The following is a 19,487-nucleotide window of genomic DNA, read 5'->3' on the forward strand; positions in this document are numbered from 1 at the left end:
AAACCTTTGTAGCACAAGGCTTTCAAGACTCGGTTAACAATCTGTAATATTCCTTGTTGACACCCTTACTGACAAAGAAAAAACTGAAATCAAGTCACGATAAGGGTTGGAGTGCTTACTGACAAAATTGTTAAGAAAGATCCCCACAAGGGATAGGGTAAAACCGAGGGTTCCTTCAAGCCGACATTTTAGGTAAATATTTAGTAAGTAGAAATTAATCATCGATCTTCGGTCTTAATCTTAAGTAACAGTGAAAAGTTCTAGCGGATTGGGTTAAGATCGAGACGTAACCCGAAAAAAATTGCAACAGGAATCGGTGGAAACCCCTCCGGTGGGTTATTAACGGAAATTTTTTTACTGGCAATCCCTATGAACTATCATCCGCCCTCACAGCCCCTGCCCGCCCCCTGTATTATTGATTCTGGCGTGGTCATCGCTAAAGAAGATATGCGTCGTCTCCTCGATGATCTCGGACGAGTTCGCTACATCCATAGTCTCGAGGGGGTGATTCAGAGTGAAGGGGAGGGATGGATAGTGGAAGTTTTCGCCGATTATCAGCAAAGCACCCTAGTTGCTAACTACAGTCTTTATCTAAATACCTATAGCTTCGATTGTCTGCGTTTAACCCGCTCTCCCGACGGTGAAACCTATTTTGATCTGATCCAAGACAATCGGCAATTACGGCTAATTCCCCTGAGTAATCCACTGCAAGACCCCGAGATGAAAGCCCGTTTCAATGCCGATACCCTCGAAGCCATGGTTACTCAGGTACTTTCTGCTAAGTGGGATGTGCAGTTTGAAGACGAAGACGACAACGATTGCCCCTTTTAGGCGGTGAGCAAAAATACTGATAACTGATAACTGATAACTGGTTACTGATAACTGATAACTGATAACTGATAACTGAAACAGTGGGATTTTCCTTTGAATTAACCGCCAGGTGTCCCCAAACCGGTGCGCGGGTTGGGGTTTGGCATACTCCCCACGGACCGGTAGAAACACCCCGTTTTATGCCCGTGGGAACCTTGGCCACGGTGAAAGGTTTGACCCCCGCTCAAATCGCCAGCACGGGGGCGCAAATGATTCTGGCTAATACCTATCACCTGCATCTGCAGCCAGGAGAAAGTATTATCGAGAGAGCGGGAGGTTTACACGAGTTTATGGCTTGGAATCAGCCAATATTAACAGATTCGGGTGGATTTCAGGTATTTAGCCTCAGTCAACTGCGGCAAATTAAAGAATCGGGAGTCACCTTTCGATCGCCCCGGGACGGTAGAATCATCGAAATTACGCCAGAAAAATCGATTCAGATTCAAAATGCCCTCGGTGCTGATGTGATTATGGCCTTCGATGAATGTCCCCCCACGGGAGTCAGTCATGAGACCATGAAAGCATCCATCGAACGCACCTATCGCTGGTTAGAGCGCTGTCTGGGGGCCCATCAACGACCCCAAGAACAGGCTTTATTCGCCATAGTCCAAGGGGGAATCTATGAGGATTTACGGGCAGCGGCGGCGCAATCTTTAGTAAAACTCGATTTACCCGGTTACGCTATCGGTGGCGTGAGTGTGGGGGAAGAAACGAGCCTAATTCATCGTATTGTTCGGATAACTGCCCCTTTACTCCCCGAAAATAAACCCCGTTACCTGATGGGAGTGGGAACCTATGGAGAAATGGCCAAGGCGATCGCTAGTGGCATAGATCTGTTTGATTGCGTCATTCCTACCCGTTTTGGTCGCCATGGCACGGCTTTGGTGCGGGGAGAGCGTTGGAACCTCAAAAATGCCCGTTTTAAGGAGGATTTCGCCCCTTTAGACGAGACTTGTCCCTGTTACACCTGTCAACACTTTAGCCGTGCTTATCTGAATCATTTAATTAAATCGGGGGAAATGTTGGGTTATATTCTCTTATCTCTGCACAATATCGCCGAATTAATCAGATTTACCCGTGAAATTCGTCAATCTATCCTAGGGGGGACTTTTGCCCAAGATTTTGCCCCTTGGCTTGAGGATGCCGTAGATGTTACCCCAACGTGATAAAATTTCAGGAAACGTTTGAAAATTTTCTTGTCAAGGTAGATAGAGAGATGGAAACTGCACTTTTGTTGGCCAAATTGCCGGAAGCATACCAAATTTTCGACCCCTTAGTCGATGTCTTGCCCCTGATTCCCCTATTTTTCCTCTTGCTGGCCTTTGTTTGGCAAGCATCCGTCGGTTTTAAATAGGGTTTGCGGCAAAAAGCTTTTCCTGGGGGCAGGGTGTGGGCTTCGGCCGTGAGCTCAGCGTTCGACCGAGCTCACGCCGAGGTCCGAACGGGTGTGGGGTGTGGGGTGTGGGGTTTTACCGATTTTGAGGTAGTCAGTTACCTAATTTTCAGGGAAAAAGTTCCAGAATTTTCCCCCCGATCCCCGCAATGGCTGGCACTTTTTGAGGGAAAAAAAGTCTAAAAGTCTTATCCAACAAGGTTTTTAGATTTATTCAGCAAGCCTTAAATAAATCGACCCTTAATTATCAGTTATCAGTGAGCAGTTATCAGTGAGCAGATTTGAGTTTTAAGTGAAATGACATCTTTTCACTGATTACTGTTTACTGATTACTGTTTACTTTTTACTGATTACTGAAAAAGCTTACCAGATTAAAACAAAGTCCCAGTTAAATCAGCATCAGTCAAGTCCACATCTTCTAAAATTGCCCCGCGCAAATCGGCATAACTGAGATCCGCACCCCGGAAACTGGCCCCGGTGAGATCGGTAATAAATCCGTCTCTTTCGGGACTAGCACGAAAATTAACCCGGCAAAGTCGGCAATCGGCGAAATTAGCTCGATATAACAGGGAGCCGCTCAGATTGGCATAGTTGAGATCGGCTCCGCAAAAGTTAGTTTTGCCCAAGTCCGTGCGTTGGTCGGAAGTGGAGCGAAAATCTGCATCGATTAATAGGGCCTGCTGGAGATTAGCACTGTTGAGATTAACACCGTTTAAGACGGCTTTGGTTAAATAAGCGGCTTCTAAATTGGCTTCGATCAGATTAGCCCCGCTTAAGTCCGCATCGCGTAAACAAGCTCGATAAAAGTCCACTTGACTTAAATCTGCTCCCCAAAGAATCGCCTCACTTAAATCCGCTTCTCTCAGCAGCGATCGCGCAAGGCGTATTTTTCCTAACCGCGCCTGTCGCAGATCAGCACGGCAAAAATTGACTCCCGGGAGGATAATATTAGTTAAGTCGCCTTCCCGCAAATTAATCCCCCGAAAATCTCTTTCTCCCTCCCGATAGCGTTGACAAAGTTCTTCTAGGAGCATGGAAATTTTTTCACTATCATAATTGAGGCAAAATGTCAAGGGTTTGGTAATCTTTATTTAGGGAGATGGAAAGCCGGCAGACTCTCGAATTCTCTGGCCCGTTGACGCATTTGCTGACTAATACGATCGCAAACCACCTTACAGAGATCATAGATCACGGGGTCGGTAATTTGATAGTAAACGCTGACTCCTTGGGGTTGCCGCGAGATAATTCCTGCTTGGGTTAAAGCTTTCAGGTGTTTGGAGAGATTGGCTTGACCTAGTCCGGTAGCTTCAGCGATTTCTTTACCATTCATCGCGCCTAATTGCAAGCAACTGAGAATCTGTAGGCGACTGACTTCCGACAGGACTTTGAAATAGTCCGCCACTGAAGCGAGGACGACGCTAGAGGTTTGGGGGGAGAAACTGTCTAACATAGGTGGGTAATAAAGTGACCAGTTAAAAAGGCTGACAATAGGTGATCGTTTAAAACTTTATAACTATTGACTACTATAGTTTAACTGGAAGGGTAACTAGAGTCTAGTCGGCAAACTAGATCGAGATTGGGTCATTCAGGAATCTACTGCTGCAAGAGTGCCTCCTAACTCCACCAACAGACTTTTTGCCGCAAACCCTAATTATCACCGAGCATGGTACTGATTAACTGCCGGACCGTAGTGCTAGGATGGTTCTCTAAATTGCTTGGTAAAGCCCATTCTGAGTCAAGATAGGACATCTTCAGTAAATCTCTCACTTGTTTTGATTTAGCTTGTCCTGTACTTTGAGCAACCCCAAAAGCCTGATAAAGTTCTGTGGCCGAAATGTGGGGATTTTGACTAGGATCGAAGAGAAAATTGACCATTCCTAGGGCGTGAGTAATGCCAGCAGCCCAGGAATTGACCTTACCTTTTTCTAGGGGAGAGGGACGCTTACGAGCTAAAGTTGCGGTTAATTGGCGAATAAGTTGGGCGTATTCTTCATTAAGATATTGAGCGGCAAATTTATCGGTAATATCGATAATTTCTTGATATTTGGCCTGCATTGCCTTGGGAACATTTTCCGATTTAGGAACAACTGGAGGCGTTTGTTTCAATATTGCTGCCGCTTGCTGTTTGGCGCGTTGTTCAGCATTATATTTTTCTTGAAAAGCTGTTAAACCCTCCTGACTGGTGATATCAAAACCCTGCTGATGCGCTTGTAACAGGAGATTTTTCATAAAACCGCCACTGTTGGGATTGTTCATCAGTTGACTAAAGCGATCTCCTAATTGCTCTAAATATTTAATAATAGCCTTAGCCTGAGTTAATTTATATTCTCGTCCTAGAAATTGCCAAAAACTAATTAATTCAGGGATAGCATCTTCCGTTTCCGTCGGATCGAGGACAGTAATTTTGCGTGGTAAAATCTTCTCCATTAAGATCTGCACATCTGCCTTAGTCATGGTAGCAAGGGTATAACTTTCATAGAGATAGCCACACTCGATAAAGGTGGCAATCCAACCACCACCTTCTTGTTTTTCTTGATAATAGGCCTGTCCTTCTGGCGAATTGATATATTCTTCGATCGCTCCAGTAATATAATCTTCTAATAAGGGTTCGGCTTCATCGTAGTCTAAATTATCTAATTGTCGGATATTAAAAGTCATAACTCTAGTTTTTCTCCGAGGCTTTCCTTTAATTTTAGGGGATTAGCTGACCGACGGCCAAACTGACGCTAAAATAGTCTTTGCTGTCCGGGGTTGTTGCTTGCTCCTGACGGTGGTTGTAACCGGTAACTGAACATGACTTCGATTCGTCAACTGCATCAACAACTCGTTAATAAAGAAAAAACAGCCGTCGAAATCGCCACAGAATTTCTCGCTCGCATCGAAGCGATCGAACCACAAGTAAAAAGCTTTCTCCATTTAACCCCAGATTTAGCCCTCGCACAAGCCCGAAAAGTGGACGAGAAAATCGCCAGGGGTGAATCTCTGCATCTGTTAGCAGGTATTCCCATCGCGCTAAAAGATAATCTCTGCACCAAGGGTATCCCCACCACCTGCGCTTCTCGGATTTTAGAGAATTTTGTCCCCCCCTACGAGTCCACCGTTACCCAAAAATTACGAGATTTAGGGGCAGTTATCGTCGGTAAAACCAATTTAGACGAGTTTGCCATGGGGAGTTCCACCGAAAACTCCGGTTATCACGTTACTGCTAATCCTTGGGACTTATCCCGGGTGCCTGGAGGCTCTTCCGGGGGTTCGGCTGCGGCTGTGGCCGCTCAAGAATGCGTGGTGGCCCTAGGATCGGATACCGGTGGCTCAATTCGTCAACCAGCTTCATTTTGTGGCGTTGTTGGGCTAAAACCGACCTATGGCTTGGTTTCTCGCTTTGGTTTGGTGGCTTACGCTTCTTCTCTTGATCAGATTGGTCCTTTTGGTCGTACTGTGGAAGATGCGGCGATTTTATTACAAGCGATCGCAGGTTACGATCCCCAAGATTCCACCAGTCTCAATCTGCCGATTCCCGACTATAGCCAATTCCTGAAAACCAGTTTAAAAGGGCTAAAAATTGGCGTAATTAAGGAAACTTTCGGGGAAGGTTTGGATCAGGTGGTTGCCGAGGCAGTTAATCAAGCTTTAGCGCAGTTAAAGGCCCTCGGTGCCACAATTAAAGAGATTTCCTGTCCCCGTTTCCGTTACGGATTGCCCACCTACTACATTATCGCCCCCTCGGAAGCATCGGCGAATTTAGCCCGTTACGATGGGGTTAAATACGGTATTCGGGAAGATGCCGATAGTTTGATTGATATGTACACCAAGACTCGCGCCAAGGGTTTTGGTGCGGAAGTCAAGCGCCGGATTATGTTGGGAACCTATACCCTCTCGGCGGGTTATTATGATGCTTATTACCTGAAAGCGCAAAAGGTGAGGACTTTGATCAAAGAGGATTTCGATCGAGCTTTTCAATCGGTAGATGTGTTAGTTTCTCCCACTTCACCGACCACAGCTTTTAAAGCTGGGGAAAAAACGGCGGACCCTCTGAGTATGTATTTATCGGATTTAATGACTATTCCCGTCAATTTAGCCGGTTTACCCGGGTTAAGTCTTCCCTGCGGTTTTGATGGGCAAGGTTTGCCGATTGGTTTACAATTAGTGGGTAATGTGCTGCGCGAAGATCAATTATTTCACGTCGCCCACGCCTACGAACAGGCCACCGATTGGCACAAACGTCAACCATCTTTTACAAATTGATACAATTGCTGGTGGCTATCTTTTGCCGGTAGCCATCAAGTAAAAATCAGCAACACTGAAAATGTCTCAAGTCTTCTCTTAATTGGGGAAAAGTTACCGAAAAAGCTGTTAATTCGTCATCCCATTCTAAGTTGAGCGGCAGCCGCCAAACTTTGGCTTTTATAAATCACTTTGGTAAGGTCGAATCCAACACGGTGTTAGCTTGCTCCAACGTTTTGCCGTAACCAATTGGTAAAGGCAACACGTTCTAATTCACCAGAGGCTAAAGCTAAAATGACTCGTTCTTGCTCATCTACAAAAGCATTAATCTCCAGTCCATTCAACACAAGAAATGTTTCCATTGCCCCATGACCAGTGCGCTTGTTGCCATCAAGAAATGGGTGATTCATCACAATTGAAAATCCCAAAGCTGAAGCTTTATCAACAATTGTCGGATAAAGATCCTGCCCGCCAAATGTCATGCGTGGTTGAGCAATAGCAGACTCTAAAGAACCTAGGTCACGAATACCCATAGCTCCTTGGGACTGTTGAATAATTTGATGATGTAAATCGAGGACTTCCACTAATGTTAGATAGCGTATCATGCTAAACGACGATAAAGTTCAGCGTTTTTCTTGAGTACATAGCTTGATGCTTGAGTAAATTCGTTTTCAGGACAAGCTAACCAATCTTCTATGCTGGCACTGAGTAAGTCTTCAGGGGAAACTTGACTGTTCTGAGCTAACTGTTGTAATCGTCGAAACTGCTCATCTGAGATATTAACAGTAATGGAAGCCATTAAAAACCTCTCAATAGTCTAAATATTTAACATTATAACCTCAGTGAGATCTTCCTCTATCTCCACCAAACGGACTTAAGCAACAACTGGCAGGGAGTAGTTATTTATCCTCGGCGTTCAGTGGAAAGCGTAGAGACTGCTCGTTATGGGGAGTTAATCAACTCAGGCAGGATTTTACGTTTTTATCTCGAGGAATTAAGGGAAGGGGAATCCCTCCACCCTACCCCCACGAAAAACTTTTTGCCGCAAACCCTAATTAACCCTGAATTGCTTTAGCTAATTGAACGTGAAGTTTATGACTGGCTTTAAAAGCCATGTAATGAGCGGTGGGAATGGTTCCCAGTAAACTCAAATCACCAATTAAGTCCAATAATTTATGTCTTGCTGGCTCATTATCAAAGCGTAAAGGAGGATTTAACCATTGATTTTGATCGCAGACCAAAGCATTTTCTAAACTGCCTCCTTTAATTAAACCAGCCTTTTGCAGATATTCAATTTGATCGGCAAAACCGAAAGTCCGGGCATCCGCGATCGCATCTCGAAAACTTTCTTGATCAGGACTCCAACTATACCATTGATTACCGATCGGTTTATAGGTAAAATCGATGCCGTAGGTAAAACGTAATTCAGGGGAAGGAATCGCCGCTACAAAAGCATCTCCTTCGTACAACCAAATCGGTTGAGAAATAGTTAAATCTGATGGAGAAAAAGAGTTATTTAAACCGGCATTTTCGATCGCTGCCACCCAGATTTTGGCCGAACCATCAAGGAGAGGAATTTCCGCACCATCCACCTCAATGCGAGCATCCTCTACCCCCAAAGCGGTTAAGGCCGCTAATAAATGCTCAACGGTTCTAACCTTTGCTTCTCCCTGTCCCAATTCTGTTGATAAAGTCGTTTGGTAAACCGAAGAAACTAGAGCGGGAATAATCGGTTGATTGGCTAGATCTCTGCGGACAAAATAACGTCCTTCCCCTGGATTTGCCCCACAGACGCGCACCCGTGTTATCTCCCCCGAATGCAGTCCAATTCCCGATAATTCAAATTGTTTAGAGATAGTAGAAACCATAATTATCAAGTAATAAAGCTTTTATCAGTGAACAACAAAAAGAACTAAATTTATCGATAACTGATAACTGATAACTGATTAGAATCGTTCCCCGATACCGAAATGGAGACGAGAACCACCATCGACATTAAAACCGTAGTCAACCCGAATTTGGCCGACGGGAGATTGTACCCGAACACCCAAACCGTAACCGAGACCGGTACCGGGTAAATCCCGGACAATCCCGGGTTGACCTAGAACATCCCCTTGGGAACCAACAGTAGTGCCGAAATCGACAAATAAAGCCCCCCCGATAATGGCGACAATGGGAAAACGATATTCGGCCGTCGCTTGGAAATAACTGCGACCGCTACCCACTTCTCCCTCGGCGTAACCCCGTACAGAGTTACTACCCCCCACAATAAAAGCATCGTAGGGGGGTAAATCGCCTAATACTGTCCCTGCTTGCACATTAAAAGCGAGGGATTGCTGACCTTTAAAAATATCGGTTTCAAAGAGATTAAAGGAATTAATAAAGCGAACGGGGATAAAGTAACTGTAACTACCCCGAACACGAGTGCCGAAAATACTGCCAGAACCGACTGGGATAGTTTGTTCTAAACCTAGACGCAGGAAGGAACCACTGGTGGGTTGCAGGGGATTGTCGCGAAAATCTTGAATAGCGCCAATATTTAGGGAAAGTAGATCATCGATCCCAGAGGAACTAAAGGACAGTTGTTGACTGCCAAAACCGTTGAGAGGTGCAGACAGAGGGGAGATGTCACCATTGGCATTTTGCACCTGTACCTGTTGATAGTTAAAGCCTAGGGAAACCACCCATTTTGGTTTCGTAAACACATCAGGGGCCAAAGGACGGACAAAAGTAATACCGCCACCCGTCCGGACGATACGGGGACTATCATTGTCGTTAAGAGTCCGAATTGAGGAATCTTCCCCATCATAAACCAGAGAAATCGACTGTCGCCGGAAAACGTTCACCGTGTAGGAAGTGCGGAAATTATCCGTGGCAATCCAAGGATCGGAAAAACTCAGATCAAATAAAAATTCCCGTTCCCCTAACTGGACTTCTGCCCCTAAAGTTTGGTTATTACCGCCAAAATTGCGCTGTTGATAGCTGACAGTGCCGAATAAGCCCGCATTCGAGCTAATACCGCCCCCAGCAGCCAGGGAACCAGTATTACCTTCTACCACATCGACGTTAACAATCACCTCACTTGGATCGCTGCCGGGGGAAAAAGACAGACGCACATCCTCGAATAAACCGAGACCGAAAACACGCTGTAAATCCTGTTGGGCAGTATTGCGGTTGAAAATATCCCCCGCTTTTAGGCGCATTTCCCTAGTAATGATAAATTCTCTGGTTTTAGCCTTGACCGGTTCCTGTTCGACGTTAAAATAACGTACTTGAATTTTTTCGATTAAACCTTCGGAAATGACCAGAATCACCCGACCATCGGGAGTGACTTGCGGCGCACCAATCACCTGGGCTAGATCATAGCCGTTTTTGCTGTACCAGTCATTGATTTTTTTGACCCCCGCCTGTAATTCCCGCAAATTCAGGGTTTTGCCGTATTGACTGGCGAAAATTTCCTCGACCACCCCGGCAGGTAAAATCGATTTGTCCACGGTTTCCGGGGCAATTTGAATCTGTACACCCTGAAAAACGGGGTTAGGTTGCACCTCAAAGGTAACTCGCACCCCTAGGGGCGTATCTTGGGGAACTGCACGCACATCGGCAAAAAATCCCGTGGCAAAAACGGCGTTAATATCTTCTTGTAGTTGCGATCGAGTCGTGCTTCGTCCGGGTCGGGTGCGAATGGTATTATAAACTAGATTTTCTAATTCTCGATCGGCCCCTTGTACTACCACTTCAGCCACCAAAACTCGCGACTCCTCGGCCTGCGCTGGTGGGGAGGTTGGGGGAGTTTCTGGAGGGGTTGGGGTTTCCGTTGGGGTTTCCGTCGGGGTTTCCGGTGCCGGTGCCACGGGTGGAGTAGTTTCTCCCGTCGCAGGAGGAGACTGTACTAGCTGCTCGACGCGGGGAAAAACCGTCTCTGGGGGTTCTTCTTGGGCCATGACCGTCCCGTGAAATAATCCGAAAATAGCCAGCAGCAGGGCCAGCGAGGAGTATCGCCTCGAAAAATTGAGATTTTTAAGCACTTCCACACACCCAGTAACACCATTATGGTTTTGTTTGTTTTCTCTGCCCGAGAAATTTAACCAACGTTAAAACTCTAGCAGATCGCTTACTCTCAGTAAATCCCGGCTTGACCGGTGACTCAAGAGATGCTGCCTTAGGTCTGATATTGGTCAGCCGTCAGCATTAAGTTTTTATCTTGCCATATCTTAGCTTTTTCTGGTTTGGCTCTATCCCAATTCACCATCGAGGATTATTGCCACCTCGGTTGGCGCACAATTAGTTACGCCGGGGCAGCTGTTAACGTCTCGTTTGTAATAACTGTACCAGTTGCGAGACCTGTTGGCGATTGAACATTTGCAGCAGGGTACTAGCTACTAATTCTGGTTCCAGGGTAATCAGGATTTGTGGTAATTTGGCGGTGGCTAATAATTGCAATTCTTGACTGACGGTGATTTCTTCCCCGCGACCCCATTCTAATAAATCACTAGCTTGTTTTAATTCCTTAATAATAACTGGGGCGAGAGTACGATAGGAATGTTTGGGGTTAGCCAGGGCCGATTGGGCATTTTTAACTAAATATTGCCATTGTTGCTGTTCTGAAGCCAATTTAGACAGAGGTAAAATTAATTTTTGTAATTGCTGACGGGAAGCGCTGGTTTCTTGCTGTTTGAACAGTTGTAACATCTGTTTGAGGATATCTCTGACGCTGATAGAAATAGAAGAGGCCGCCGCAATAGCTGGGGTCGATTTTCCTTGGCCCAGAAGATAGTGAAGATGGGCGTGTAATTCGGCAAAAGTCGCTTCACCGTTTTTAACGATAGCGTCAGCTTCCTCGCCTTGCAAACCCAAGGGACTCTGCAGCTTATCGATCAATATCTGAAGCAGATCATAACCCTTGAGGAACAAAGACTCTAATTTTTGATCGACTTCTATAGGATTTTCTTTCAGTATTTTAAGAGCATCCTCAAGACGGTGAGCAGTTTTTTGGATACTGCCATAACCTAACATGGCCGCCCCCCCCTTGACGGAATGGACGGCACGAAACATCTCGTTCATCTGTTCATTGTTGTTGACGAGATTGCCTAAGTCTAAAATCCCCTGTTCCAAAGTTTCCAGGTGTTCTTTTGCTTCTTCGATGAAATAGCCGAGAATTTTCTGAGCGTTAGCAGAGTCCAAAGTCTTATCCCCTTTATCACGATGCTGTCTAGTCCTAGATTGCCCAGTTTTTCAGGAAATATATCAGTTATGAGGCAATGGCTAGGAAAACTGGCAGCTCTTCTGGTTTATGTGTGGAAACGAGGTCTATACTGATAGTTTCTTCCTCGGCTCGACTGAGCGTTCGTGTTAGTGAGCTTGTCGAACTACTGATCTCACGCCGAAGTCATCGCCGAACGTTAAAATAGCCCTAAACGTCTTGCCCGATAAGCATTTCAAGATTCCATAAGCAAAAATTATCACACAAAGTCGAGAAGAGCCCTGATATTTTTTCAGTGAAATTGAATTAGCAACGATAGATATACATTTGAGCTATCGAACTATTTAGTTAGTATATAGACCCAAAGCAGGCTGTGATCAGGTTATAATTTTTGGAGATGTTTAATGAGCATGGTGCGTTCCCCAAAATCTATCGGTCCGGCAGTAGGAGCCACATCAAGGAACGCACCCTATAGCTATGATGATCGCTATCCTAGAAATAAGCTCTGTTTCGTCCGCGGTGGCGAAGTGTTAGACATCTTTTAGCTCTTCAAACCTTGACAAGAGCCTAGGAGGAACTAAGAAAATCATTTTAATGCGAGAGTTGATCGGTTTTGTTTCAATCTTGATGAATTTTGGTTGGAAATTATCTCCATTCTCATCCTTAGATTTGACGAAAGCAAAACAGGTAAATTCAATAGATTTAAGGAATTCAAGGAGCTTGTTTGTCGGATAAATTTCCGACAAGACCAAAGGCTGATCTCGAATGAGAAGATTTTTGCCACCCATTAGTATATCGAAGTCTGCTCCTTCAGCATCTGTTTTGATACAGGAAACACTTAGTAACGGATAATCAGACATCAATTTGTCTAAAGTATTTACCTTGACTGTCACCTTGTTCTCTTGGGGACTATACCTAACCAGCGAATTTAGTTCAGGCATTGAGTTCAAATTAAGATCCATAGTGCCAGGCTCGGAAAAAAGTGCTTCTTCTAGAATATGACAATTTTGAAACTGGGAAAGATTTCTCTTTAAGTGTTCAACCATTCTCGGATCGGGTTCAAAGGCATAAACCTGATTAGATGAAGGAGCAGCCAGTAAACTATAATAACCAATATTAGCCCCAACATCAATAAAGTCTTTATTAATATCTAAGAACCGATGAAGGATAATTTCAGATCCCCAATCTAACTTGCTTCCCTTGAGGAAAATTTCCGTTCCGAATCGACTATCATAGGGCAGAGTCATTTCTACATTATTAAATAGAACCATTTTCTGGTTGAGCTTGGTTATTTTATAAAATCCTCGTATTACATAGCGGTATAGGAAATTCCAGTCACCAATCTCTCGAACCAATCCAAGAAAATAACTGAACTTATGCAAATAAGTAGTTTCTTTAAACATATACTCTCACTTCAAGTTAGCCATGGAGGCATCTAAATATTAATTATAGCGCTCTCTGCGGTCGAGCCACCCCCTCTGTCCTAATATCCCACCCCCATCGGTCTAACACCCCCTCAATAAAACCCAATACCGCACTTTGCGGTTTAATCACTATCGGTGCAGCGGTAGGAGCCACATCAGGGAACGCACCCTACAGCGATGGCGTACTGCTACGCAGTGCCTTCGGCATCGCACTAACCCTAACAACAATTTTTGATTTTTACCAGAGGTCTATTGACTGAATGATGGGATGTAATATTTCAATAACGAGCATTTTCTTGGTGCTTGAGCTATACAATGAGATGTATATTTTGATAGGATAAAAAAAGATTAGTATAGAGGTAAAATTAATGGCTGAAACCCTATATGAAAAAGACTATGTAGCTTGGCTGCAAGACCAGATAGAAAAGATGCGATCGCCTGATCGCAATACTTTAGATTGGCAAACTTTAGCCGAGGAATTAGAGGAAATGGTGGATGAACGCAAATACAAAGCAGAAAGCTTTCTTTTCTTATTCAACTCCTCAGTCACCTGCTACTTTACGCCTACTGGAATCATCCTTACTACCTACCCCACTGGACAGACGAGATAGATAATTTCAGATTGGAATTGAGCTTGCTGTTTCGCTCTAAGGTAATCTACAATCATGCCTTAGAACGGTTTGTTTATTGTTATCAAAAAGCTCTGGGAAAAGCGAGCCGCAAAAGTGGATTAACTTTACCAGTTGACTGTCCTTGGACAATTGAGAAAATTCTTGATGAAGATTGGTTCCCTGGTTAAAAACTGGAGCTTGCAATCCAACTTACATCCATACAACAATAGGGTGGGCAATGCCCACCTTACTTCAGTTGCTCAACAACTAATACTAAATCCGGTTATTAAAAACTGATTATTTATTCTCAGTTTTGCATGAGTGCCTCTTGCATGAGTGCCTCTCCTGATATGTAGCCTATACTCAACGGATTTAGTATAATAGCTGGTATTCCAAAATCTGGTTGAAAAAGAAATTGATACCAATTTTCAATAGTCGTGATTAACATCTGAAAGTGCAATTCCGCTCTCAGAGAGGAATTGCACTTTGGAATAATCAACTAAGTCTGTCATCACTTTTGAAAAATGATATGAGTCAGCGGTTTAATCACTATCGGTGCAGCAGTAGGAGCCACATTAGGGAACGCACCCTACAGCGATTAAAATGCGTAGATTTCATGATGAGCTAGGCGGATTTGATGGTTTCAAATACTTCTGATTATCTAAGCAATCAATTACAGATAGTCCTAGCTCATACATAGCTTCCAAAGCCGCATTTTCATACTTGTTATACTCAGTCAGATCATGAATTATTTCTTTCTGCCCATGAGCTATATTATTTCTCCTGCTTACTAATGTCTTAAGTAAAAGCTCATGTTGATCCACCATTGAGCATGATAAACCAGCATCTGTAGAGTTCTTTTTAAGCAGCATAGGCTTTAAATTGCTATCTGCTTCTAAGCGAATATTGAATTCAATATTCTCATTAATTAAAGCTGGCAATTCGTTGGAAAAAAAGCTCCAAACTCCATCTGCTGACAAATCACCTCCAAGTTCTTTAAAGCGCTTCCTTAGCGATAGCTTTATAACCTCCTCACGGCATTGATTGCGTTTAATATTTTGCCTTTGAATTGTATCGAGGTATAAATCCCATGCAAATCTACAAAAACCTTCATAGTGAGCATATAGCAAAGTAGTAATAGCTCTCAAGAGAGCTTCATACCTTACAGGATGCTCAACCCTCTTAGTCTTTAATATTTGAATTTTAATTGCAGCCAGTTCTCCTTCTCTCCAGTTGAGATCAGCCTCGATCTCATTCGCCCAGTTGCTCATTAAAATTACTCCAGAAGCTGAGTTGATTTAAACCTTCTTGAATACATCCAATTCTATTAGAAAGCTTAGTTCTGGAGTTAGCTCCAGGTCCAATATTATCCTTAAAGCTGTTTGACTGAACAATTTTGATTATTTCATCCCTAACAGAAGAATTATCCAGATTCTCTAATATTTCTAGTATCCTAAACACGCCAATTGTAACAGCTTCAAAATAAGCTGGAGCTAAAGCACCAATTGGTGATTGATCGCGATATCGAACAAAAGCACCACTGCCGAGAATTTGGCTCAAGTAATCAAATAATCTATTAAAGTCTTGTGTTTCAGTAGAATAATCAAATTGTATTTCTTCAAATAATATATTTTCCATGTATGTGTCTAACCAATCTCTCACACTCCCCCGGAAGAGATCTTGAGCATTTTTTGCGGCAAAAAATCTTAAGACAAGCTCTTCGTCTCCCTTTTGTTCTTTTTCTGATTGAGACAATGTATCTATGCAAGTCTTAAAGTTTGAATAGGAGGATCTTTCTTGGAGAAACCTATAGAACTTTATACCTGGCTCACCAAACATCCTAGAAGAACAGTTGCGAATTTCCTGTGGAGCTAGAATTGATCCCCCAGTATTTAACCTCTTGAACATTTCATAACGCAGAAAAGAATTACTTTGCCTTTTAATAATTACTGTCCTTACAGAGGATCTTTTAATCCTAAGCTTGAGTCTCAATGATAAATCTTCAAAAGTCAGATTATTAAGTTCTGAAATCTGATCACAACCTTCTAACTTTAGAGATTTCAGCTTTTCTCCATCTATATCAGTGAAATTCAGTACATTGGCATCAATGAATTGAATCACAGAGCTAAGGCGTTGTAAGCCATCAATTAACTCCAAAACCCCATCTGAGTTCTCAATAGTAAATATCTGTGGTATTGGCAACTCAAGAAGTATGGATTCTATTAAACGAGACTTTTGTTGATTAGACCATCGGAATAACCTTTGATATTCCGGTTGAATAATGAGTTCATTTTGAGAATATAAACTGATGATTTCTCCAAAGCTGAGATCGATAGATTCAGTACGAACCTCACCAATTTTGGCATCTATCCGTTCATCTATTGATTCCATCATCATATTCTTCCTAGACTTCTAAACCCTATGGCAAGCAAAACTTGTACCTTAAACATTCTAATCGTAATCTGCCAGTTGAATATTACATTCAAGGAAAAAGTATGAACAGGGAACGAGCCGCATAACTATTAATCATACCCCTTCCTGCGGTCTAGCAGCCTCCTCCATCCTACTATCCCAATCCCCATCGGTCTCACATCCCCTTAACTAAGGCGGTTTAATCACCTCAATTTGGGCATAATTACCGCAGAGGGTAGTCTAGCACCCCACCCAGGGGGTTTCTAGCACATTTAAGGTAAAGGGGAAATTAAGAATTGTTGCCATTGTACGGCCAAAAGTCTAGAATGGTCATTAATTTTTGTGAATGGTCGGGTCTTCTAACCGAAGGCATTGACGAAAAGCACATTGTATCTGTCCTAGAGGCACTATGAAAAAGCTTAAGCAATACTGGACTGCTGAAGCACTGGAAAAAGACTTAGGCGATCCTCTCAATCCCGATAACCCTCTATCCTACAAGCGGGTGATCGAAATTGACGAGAGCGAAGAATTTCCCCACGAGGAAATTCGCTGGTTATACGACTGGAAACTCCAACACTACTACATTCCCACGGATTGCGGCGGTGAATTTACCTCTTTTGAGGAATTTGTCGCTTTTGTGCGGGTACTTTCCCGACGGGATCAAACTATCGGCATCGCTTTTACTACCCTATTCTGGTCGTTTTTAAACTGGATGGCGGGAACCCCAGAACAGAAACAGAAGCTCGCCCGTTTTATCATGGATGACTATGGGGCGATGTGTCTGGGTTACTCGGAAAAGGAACACGGCAGCGATCTGATCAATGGTGATCTGACCGCGACGAAGGTGGAAGGAGGTTATATTCTCAATGGCGAGAAATGGCCGATTAACCGGGCGACTATCTCTGGAGTTTCCTTTATTTTGGCGAAAACCGATGCTAACGGCGGGCCAAAGTGTTTAACCCTATTTATGGTAGATAAACGGCAATTAGACCCCGAAAAATACTATAATTTGCCGAAAATATACACCCATGGCGTGCGCGCCTCGGATATGAGTGGTATTGGTTTTAAAGATTGTTTCGTCCCCGATTCCATGCGTTTACGCGAGGAGGGAGACGGTTTAGAATTAGCCCTGAAAGGTTTCCAGATTACCCGAATGTTGTGCGCTGCTTTTTCCCACGGGGCAGCCGATACCGCTTTAAGAACTACCCTCGGTTTTGCCGTTAATCGGGTAATCTATAACAAAACTGTGATGGATTTGCCCCAACCCCGGCGCACTCTCGTGGATGCTTTCCTTGACATCCTTATTTGTGATTGCGAGACGATTCCGGCCGCGAGAGGTTTTCATATTATCCCCGAACAGTTTAGCGTCTGGGCTTCGGTGGTAAAATATTTTGTCACCGTCCGTCTGGAGGAGATGGTTAATAGTGTTTATGTGGTCTTGGGGTCGCGTTTTTATATGCGAGAAGAACACGAATTCGGCATCTTCCAGAAGCTACTGCGGGATAATTCGATTATCAGTATGTTTGACGGCAGTTCGATCGTCAATCTTCATGCTTTAATCCTACAATTGCGTCCTTTAACTAAATATCGGGCTAAACGCAACTCGCGCACCATGTCGGCGTTAAAAAGCCGTTTAGAGACGATTTTTAGCCTAGAAAAGTCAGTTCCTCCCTTTGAACCCAATAATTTAGAATTATTTGGCCGGGGAATCGATGATTCCCTACAGGGTTTAGAGATTGCCCTTGATATGCTGGAAGGATTGAAAGATTCTCAGGAGGTGGACCCGGAAGTATTAGAAAATCTGTTGATGTTGGGTAATTTAGTTTTAGAGGAACTAAATGCTCACGATGAACAGATTAGTCAATCGAAATTCGAGTATGGTCACGACCAATCACCCGAATTGTTCGAGATTGCCAAGAAATACTGTACTTTACACGCCGCTTCTGCTTGTTTACACACTTGGCTTTATAATCGTTCCATCTTGGGTGAATTTTTTGCCCGGGGGGAATGGTTGGTGTTGAGTTTACACCGATTACTGCGAACTCTCCGGCCGCTACCTTACACTCTATCTGAGGTGTATGTAGAAAATGTTGCCCAAGAATTGCTGAAATTATATCGAGAAAATCAACATTTTTCGATCGTGCCTTTTCAATTAGCCCCTTCACAAACTACCGAGGAAAAAACCCATGAACTCCAACTCCAATCTTAATAATCTCGTACAAAATTGGTTAGTTAAACAGTTAGCCGATCAGTTATCTTTGGATGCAAAAACGATTAATGTGACTGAACCTTTAACCCGTTATGGTTTAGATTCTATCGATGCGGTAACGATGGTGGGTGATCTAGAAGATTGGGTCGGTCAAGAGTTACCTTCCACCCTTTTCTGGGATCATTCTACTATTGAAAAAGCGTCTCTTTTCCTAGTAGAAAACTACGATCTTTCTAATCTTTCCGGTGAGGAAAACCCCGCAGAAGTTGCTCCCGTCGCTGAAAAAGCTGAACCGGCCGTTAGTGGTGGCAAAGGTTGGAGTTTATTCGGTCGTCGTTAATTATCAGTTATCAGTGATCAGTTACCAGTTACGGCATTTCTCATAAAAATGAAGTATAACCTATAGGATAACTGCTGTAAATTGAAATACAGAAAAAAGGGCGATCAAGCGATCGCCCTTTTCTCCTACCAAATAACAAAAATTATCTCAAGATATACACCAGTAAAAACAGGATAATCCAGACCACATCGACGAAATGCCAGTATAATTCTGCCGCTTCCACACCAAAGTGAGATTGACTAGAATAGTGGTCTTTTTGACGAGAACGCCAGAGGACAGATAGAATCAGCACTAAACCGAAGGTAACGTGGAGACCGTGGAATCCGGTTAAGGCATAAAAAGCGCTGGTGAAAACATTAGTTGTCAGACCGAATTCAGCGTGATAATATTCGTATCCTTGACCACAAAGGAAGATAATTCCCATCAGGGCAGTAATACCGAACCACAATTGTAAACCGGCATTATTGTTTTGTTTAATCGCCTTTTGTCCTATGTGCATAACAAAACTACTGGACACCAGAATAATCGTGTTAATTGTCGGTAGGGTTAACTCTAATTCTGGCGTGCCGGCGGGGGGCCAAACGGGTAACATGGTACGGTAGAACAAGAAAGCGGCAAATAAGCCTAAAAAGATGGAACTTTCCGCCACTAGAAACAAAACCACACCGAATAAGCGATGATCTGGGTGGCCATGATGTCCGTGTTCCACCGTTTCCTGATGATAATTGACAGAGAGTTGAGAATCTTCGAGCGTTGAACCTTGCATGATTGAATGTCCTTAGTTTACACGGGAGACGGGGA

Annotated in this window: 23 protein-coding genes; 11 read left to right on the top strand and 12 right to left on the bottom strand. The window is 43.6% G+C overall.

Translation table 11 applies throughout. The features are described from left to right. The first annotated feature begins 369 nt into the window (after positions 1 to 369). The 4 genes from ACOCD9_RS06120 (at position 370) to ACOCD9_RS06135 (ending at position 2,446) form a co-directional block, all read left to right on the top strand. Complete coding sequence (locus ACOCD9_RS06120; protein WP_287702980.1) at positions 370 to 831, top strand: hypothetical protein; 462 nt, start codon at positions 370 to 372, stop codon at positions 829 to 831. 80 nt (positions 832 to 911) lie between these two features. Then, positions 912 to 2,036: a tRNA guanosine(34) transglycosylase Tgt gene (gene tgt, locus ACOCD9_RS06125; RefSeq protein ID WP_287702982.1), complete on the top strand. Its 1,125-nt coding sequence runs from the start codon at positions 912 to 914 to the stop codon at positions 2,034 to 2,036. Between the two features lie 50 nt (positions 2,037 to 2,086). Continuing rightward, entirely contained in the window at positions 2,087 to 2,224 is a 138-nt protein-coding gene (locus ACOCD9_RS06130; RefSeq protein ID WP_008206475.1) for a photosystem II reaction center protein K, read from the top strand. 3 nt (positions 2,225 to 2,227) lie between these two features. Beyond that, positions 2,228 to 2,446 carry a hypothetical protein gene (locus tag ACOCD9_RS06135; RefSeq protein WP_419546769.1) on the top strand — a complete coding sequence of 73 codons (219 nt, stop codon included), beginning with the start codon at positions 2,228 to 2,230 and terminating at the stop codon, positions 2,444 to 2,446. Positions 2,447 to 2,634: 188 nt separating this feature from the next. Here the strand turns inward: ACOCD9_RS06135 and hetL are convergent, their stop codons facing one another. The 3 genes from hetL to ACOCD9_RS06150 all read right to left on the bottom strand — a co-directional run bounded on the left by hetL (position 2,635) and on the right by ACOCD9_RS06150 (position 4,921). Then, complete coding sequence (gene hetL, locus ACOCD9_RS06140) at positions 2,635 to 3,297, bottom strand: heterocyst differentiation pentapeptide repeat protein HetL (RefSeq protein ID WP_287702984.1); 663 nt, start codon at positions 3,295 to 3,297, stop codon at positions 2,635 to 2,637. 53 nt (positions 3,298 to 3,350) lie between these two features. Beyond that, entirely contained in the window at positions 3,351 to 3,713 is a 363-nt protein-coding gene (locus ACOCD9_RS06145; RefSeq protein ID WP_016514338.1) for an ArsR/SmtB family transcription factor, read from the bottom strand. Positions 3,714 to 3,910: 197 nt separating this feature from the next. Further along, positions 3,911 to 4,921 (bottom strand): DUF6398 domain-containing protein, encoded by a 1,011-nt coding sequence (locus tag ACOCD9_RS06150; protein WP_419546771.1) that lies wholly within the window; start codon positions 4,919 to 4,921, stop codon positions 3,911 to 3,913. A gap of 135 nt (positions 4,922 to 5,056) precedes the next feature. On the opposite strand from ACOCD9_RS06150, the gene gatA reads away from it, so the two are divergent. Then, positions 5,057 to 6,508, top strand: a complete 1,452-nt coding sequence (gatA, locus tag ACOCD9_RS06155) for an Asp-tRNA(Asn)/Glu-tRNA(Gln) amidotransferase subunit GatA (RefSeq protein WP_419546772.1) — start codon at positions 5,057 to 5,059, stop codon at positions 6,506 to 6,508. A gap of 197 nt (positions 6,509 to 6,705) precedes the next feature. Here the strand turns inward: gatA and ACOCD9_RS06160 are convergent, their stop codons facing one another. Beyond that, a complete protein-coding gene (locus ACOCD9_RS06160; RefSeq protein WP_230401049.1) occupies positions 6,706 to 7,071 on the bottom strand; it encodes a type II toxin-antitoxin system death-on-curing family toxin in 366 nt (121 codons plus the stop codon). Between the two features lie 17 nt (positions 7,072 to 7,088). Beyond that, entirely contained in the window at positions 7,089 to 7,286 is a 198-nt protein-coding gene (locus tag ACOCD9_RS06165; RefSeq protein ID WP_287702990.1) for a DNA-binding protein, read from the bottom strand. 48 nt (positions 7,287 to 7,334) lie between these two features. Between ACOCD9_RS06165 and ACOCD9_RS06170 the strand changes: the two genes are divergently transcribed. Beyond that, positions 7,335 to 7,562: a DUF2887 domain-containing protein gene (locus ACOCD9_RS06170; RefSeq protein WP_287703000.1), complete on the top strand. Its 228-nt coding sequence runs from the start codon at positions 7,335 to 7,337 to the stop codon at positions 7,560 to 7,562. On the opposite strand, the gene lpxC is transcribed toward ACOCD9_RS06170, so the two are convergent. The 3 genes from lpxC to ACOCD9_RS06185 all read right to left on the bottom strand — a co-directional run bounded on the left by lpxC (position 7,543) and on the right by ACOCD9_RS06185 (position 11,671). Continuing rightward, the gene (lpxC, locus tag ACOCD9_RS06175) at positions 7,543 to 8,355 is read right to left on the bottom strand and encodes a UDP-3-O-acyl-N-acetylglucosamine deacetylase (RefSeq protein WP_287702992.1); all 813 of its coding nucleotides are present in this window, start codon (positions 8,353 to 8,355) and stop codon (positions 7,543 to 7,545) included. The genes ACOCD9_RS06170 and lpxC overlap by 20 nt on opposite strands. A 78-nt stretch (positions 8,356 to 8,433) precedes the next feature. After that, a complete protein-coding gene (locus ACOCD9_RS06180) occupies positions 8,434 to 10,521 on the bottom strand; it encodes a BamA/TamA family outer membrane protein (protein ID WP_419546774.1) in 2,088 nt (695 codons plus the stop codon). 271 nt (positions 10,522 to 10,792) lie between these two features. Then, positions 10,793 to 11,671 carry an Hpt domain-containing protein gene (locus tag ACOCD9_RS06185; RefSeq protein ID WP_287715058.1) on the bottom strand — a complete coding sequence of 293 codons (879 nt, stop codon included), beginning with the start codon at positions 11,669 to 11,671 and terminating at the stop codon, positions 10,793 to 10,795. 429 nt (positions 11,672 to 12,100) lie between these two features. Here ACOCD9_RS06185 and ACOCD9_RS06190 point away from each other — a divergent pair, with 429 nt between their 5' ends. Beyond that, positions 12,101 to 12,235, top strand: a complete 135-nt coding sequence (locus ACOCD9_RS06190) for a hypothetical protein (protein ID WP_272948742.1) — start codon at positions 12,101 to 12,103, stop codon at positions 12,233 to 12,235. Here ACOCD9_RS06190 and ACOCD9_RS06195 read toward each other — a convergent pair. Beyond that, positions 12,221 to 13,093, bottom strand: coding sequence for an FkbM family methyltransferase (locus tag ACOCD9_RS06195; RefSeq protein WP_287700767.1), 873 nt, complete (start codon positions 13,091 to 13,093; stop codon positions 12,221 to 12,223). The genes ACOCD9_RS06190 and ACOCD9_RS06195 overlap by 15 nt on opposite strands. Before the next feature lie 389 nt (positions 13,094 to 13,482). Between ACOCD9_RS06195 and ACOCD9_RS06200 the strand changes: the two genes are divergently transcribed. Together ACOCD9_RS06200 and ACOCD9_RS06205 are read left to right on the top strand one after the other, a co-directional pair. Further along, positions 13,483 to 13,725, top strand: coding sequence for a DUF29 family protein (locus tag ACOCD9_RS06200; RefSeq protein ID WP_419546775.1), 243 nt, complete (start codon positions 13,483 to 13,485; stop codon positions 13,723 to 13,725). Then, positions 13,665 to 13,913 carry a DUF29 family protein gene (locus ACOCD9_RS06205; protein ID WP_287700779.1) on the top strand — a complete coding sequence of 83 codons (249 nt, stop codon included), beginning with the start codon at positions 13,665 to 13,667 and terminating at the stop codon, positions 13,911 to 13,913. The genes ACOCD9_RS06200 and ACOCD9_RS06205 overlap by 61 nt, the downstream gene beginning before the upstream one ends. Before the next feature lie 426 nt (positions 13,914 to 14,339). Here the strand turns inward: ACOCD9_RS06205 and ACOCD9_RS06210 are convergent, their stop codons facing one another. Together ACOCD9_RS06210 and ACOCD9_RS06215 are read right to left on the bottom strand one after the other, a co-directional pair. Further along, positions 14,340 to 14,996, bottom strand: a complete 657-nt coding sequence (locus tag ACOCD9_RS06210; protein WP_419546777.1) for an MAE_28990/MAE_18760 family HEPN-like nuclease — start codon at positions 14,994 to 14,996, stop codon at positions 14,340 to 14,342. After that, the gene (locus ACOCD9_RS06215) at positions 14,977 to 16,122 is read right to left on the bottom strand and encodes a DUF262 domain-containing protein (RefSeq protein ID WP_419546778.1); all 1,146 of its coding nucleotides are present in this window, start codon (positions 16,120 to 16,122) and stop codon (positions 14,977 to 14,979) included. The genes ACOCD9_RS06210 and ACOCD9_RS06215 overlap by 20 nt, the downstream gene beginning before the upstream one ends. Before the next feature lie 424 nt (positions 16,123 to 16,546). On the opposite strand from ACOCD9_RS06215, the gene ACOCD9_RS06220 reads away from it, so the two are divergent. Beyond that, positions 16,547 to 18,346, top strand: coding sequence for an acyl-CoA dehydrogenase family protein (locus ACOCD9_RS06220; RefSeq protein ID WP_004163873.1), 1,800 nt, complete (start codon positions 16,547 to 16,549; stop codon positions 18,344 to 18,346). Continuing rightward, positions 18,324 to 18,686, top strand: a complete 363-nt coding sequence (locus ACOCD9_RS06225; protein WP_149976611.1) for an acyl carrier protein — start codon at positions 18,324 to 18,326, stop codon at positions 18,684 to 18,686. The genes ACOCD9_RS06220 and ACOCD9_RS06225 overlap by 23 nt, the downstream gene beginning before the upstream one ends. A 142-nt stretch (positions 18,687 to 18,828) precedes the next feature. On the opposite strand, the gene ACOCD9_RS06230 is transcribed toward ACOCD9_RS06225, so the two are convergent. Further along, positions 18,829 to 19,452 carry a cytochrome c oxidase subunit 3 gene (locus ACOCD9_RS06230; RefSeq protein WP_002738397.1) on the bottom strand — a complete coding sequence of 208 codons (624 nt, stop codon included), beginning with the start codon at positions 19,450 to 19,452 and terminating at the stop codon, positions 18,829 to 18,831. Between the last annotated feature and the right edge of the window lie 35 nt (positions 19,453 to 19,487).

The organism is Microcystis sp. (assembly GCF_048564745.1).
GTDB classification, from domain to species: Bacteria; Cyanobacteriota; Cyanobacteriia; order Cyanobacteriales; family Microcystaceae; genus Microcystis; species Microcystis ichthyoblabe_A.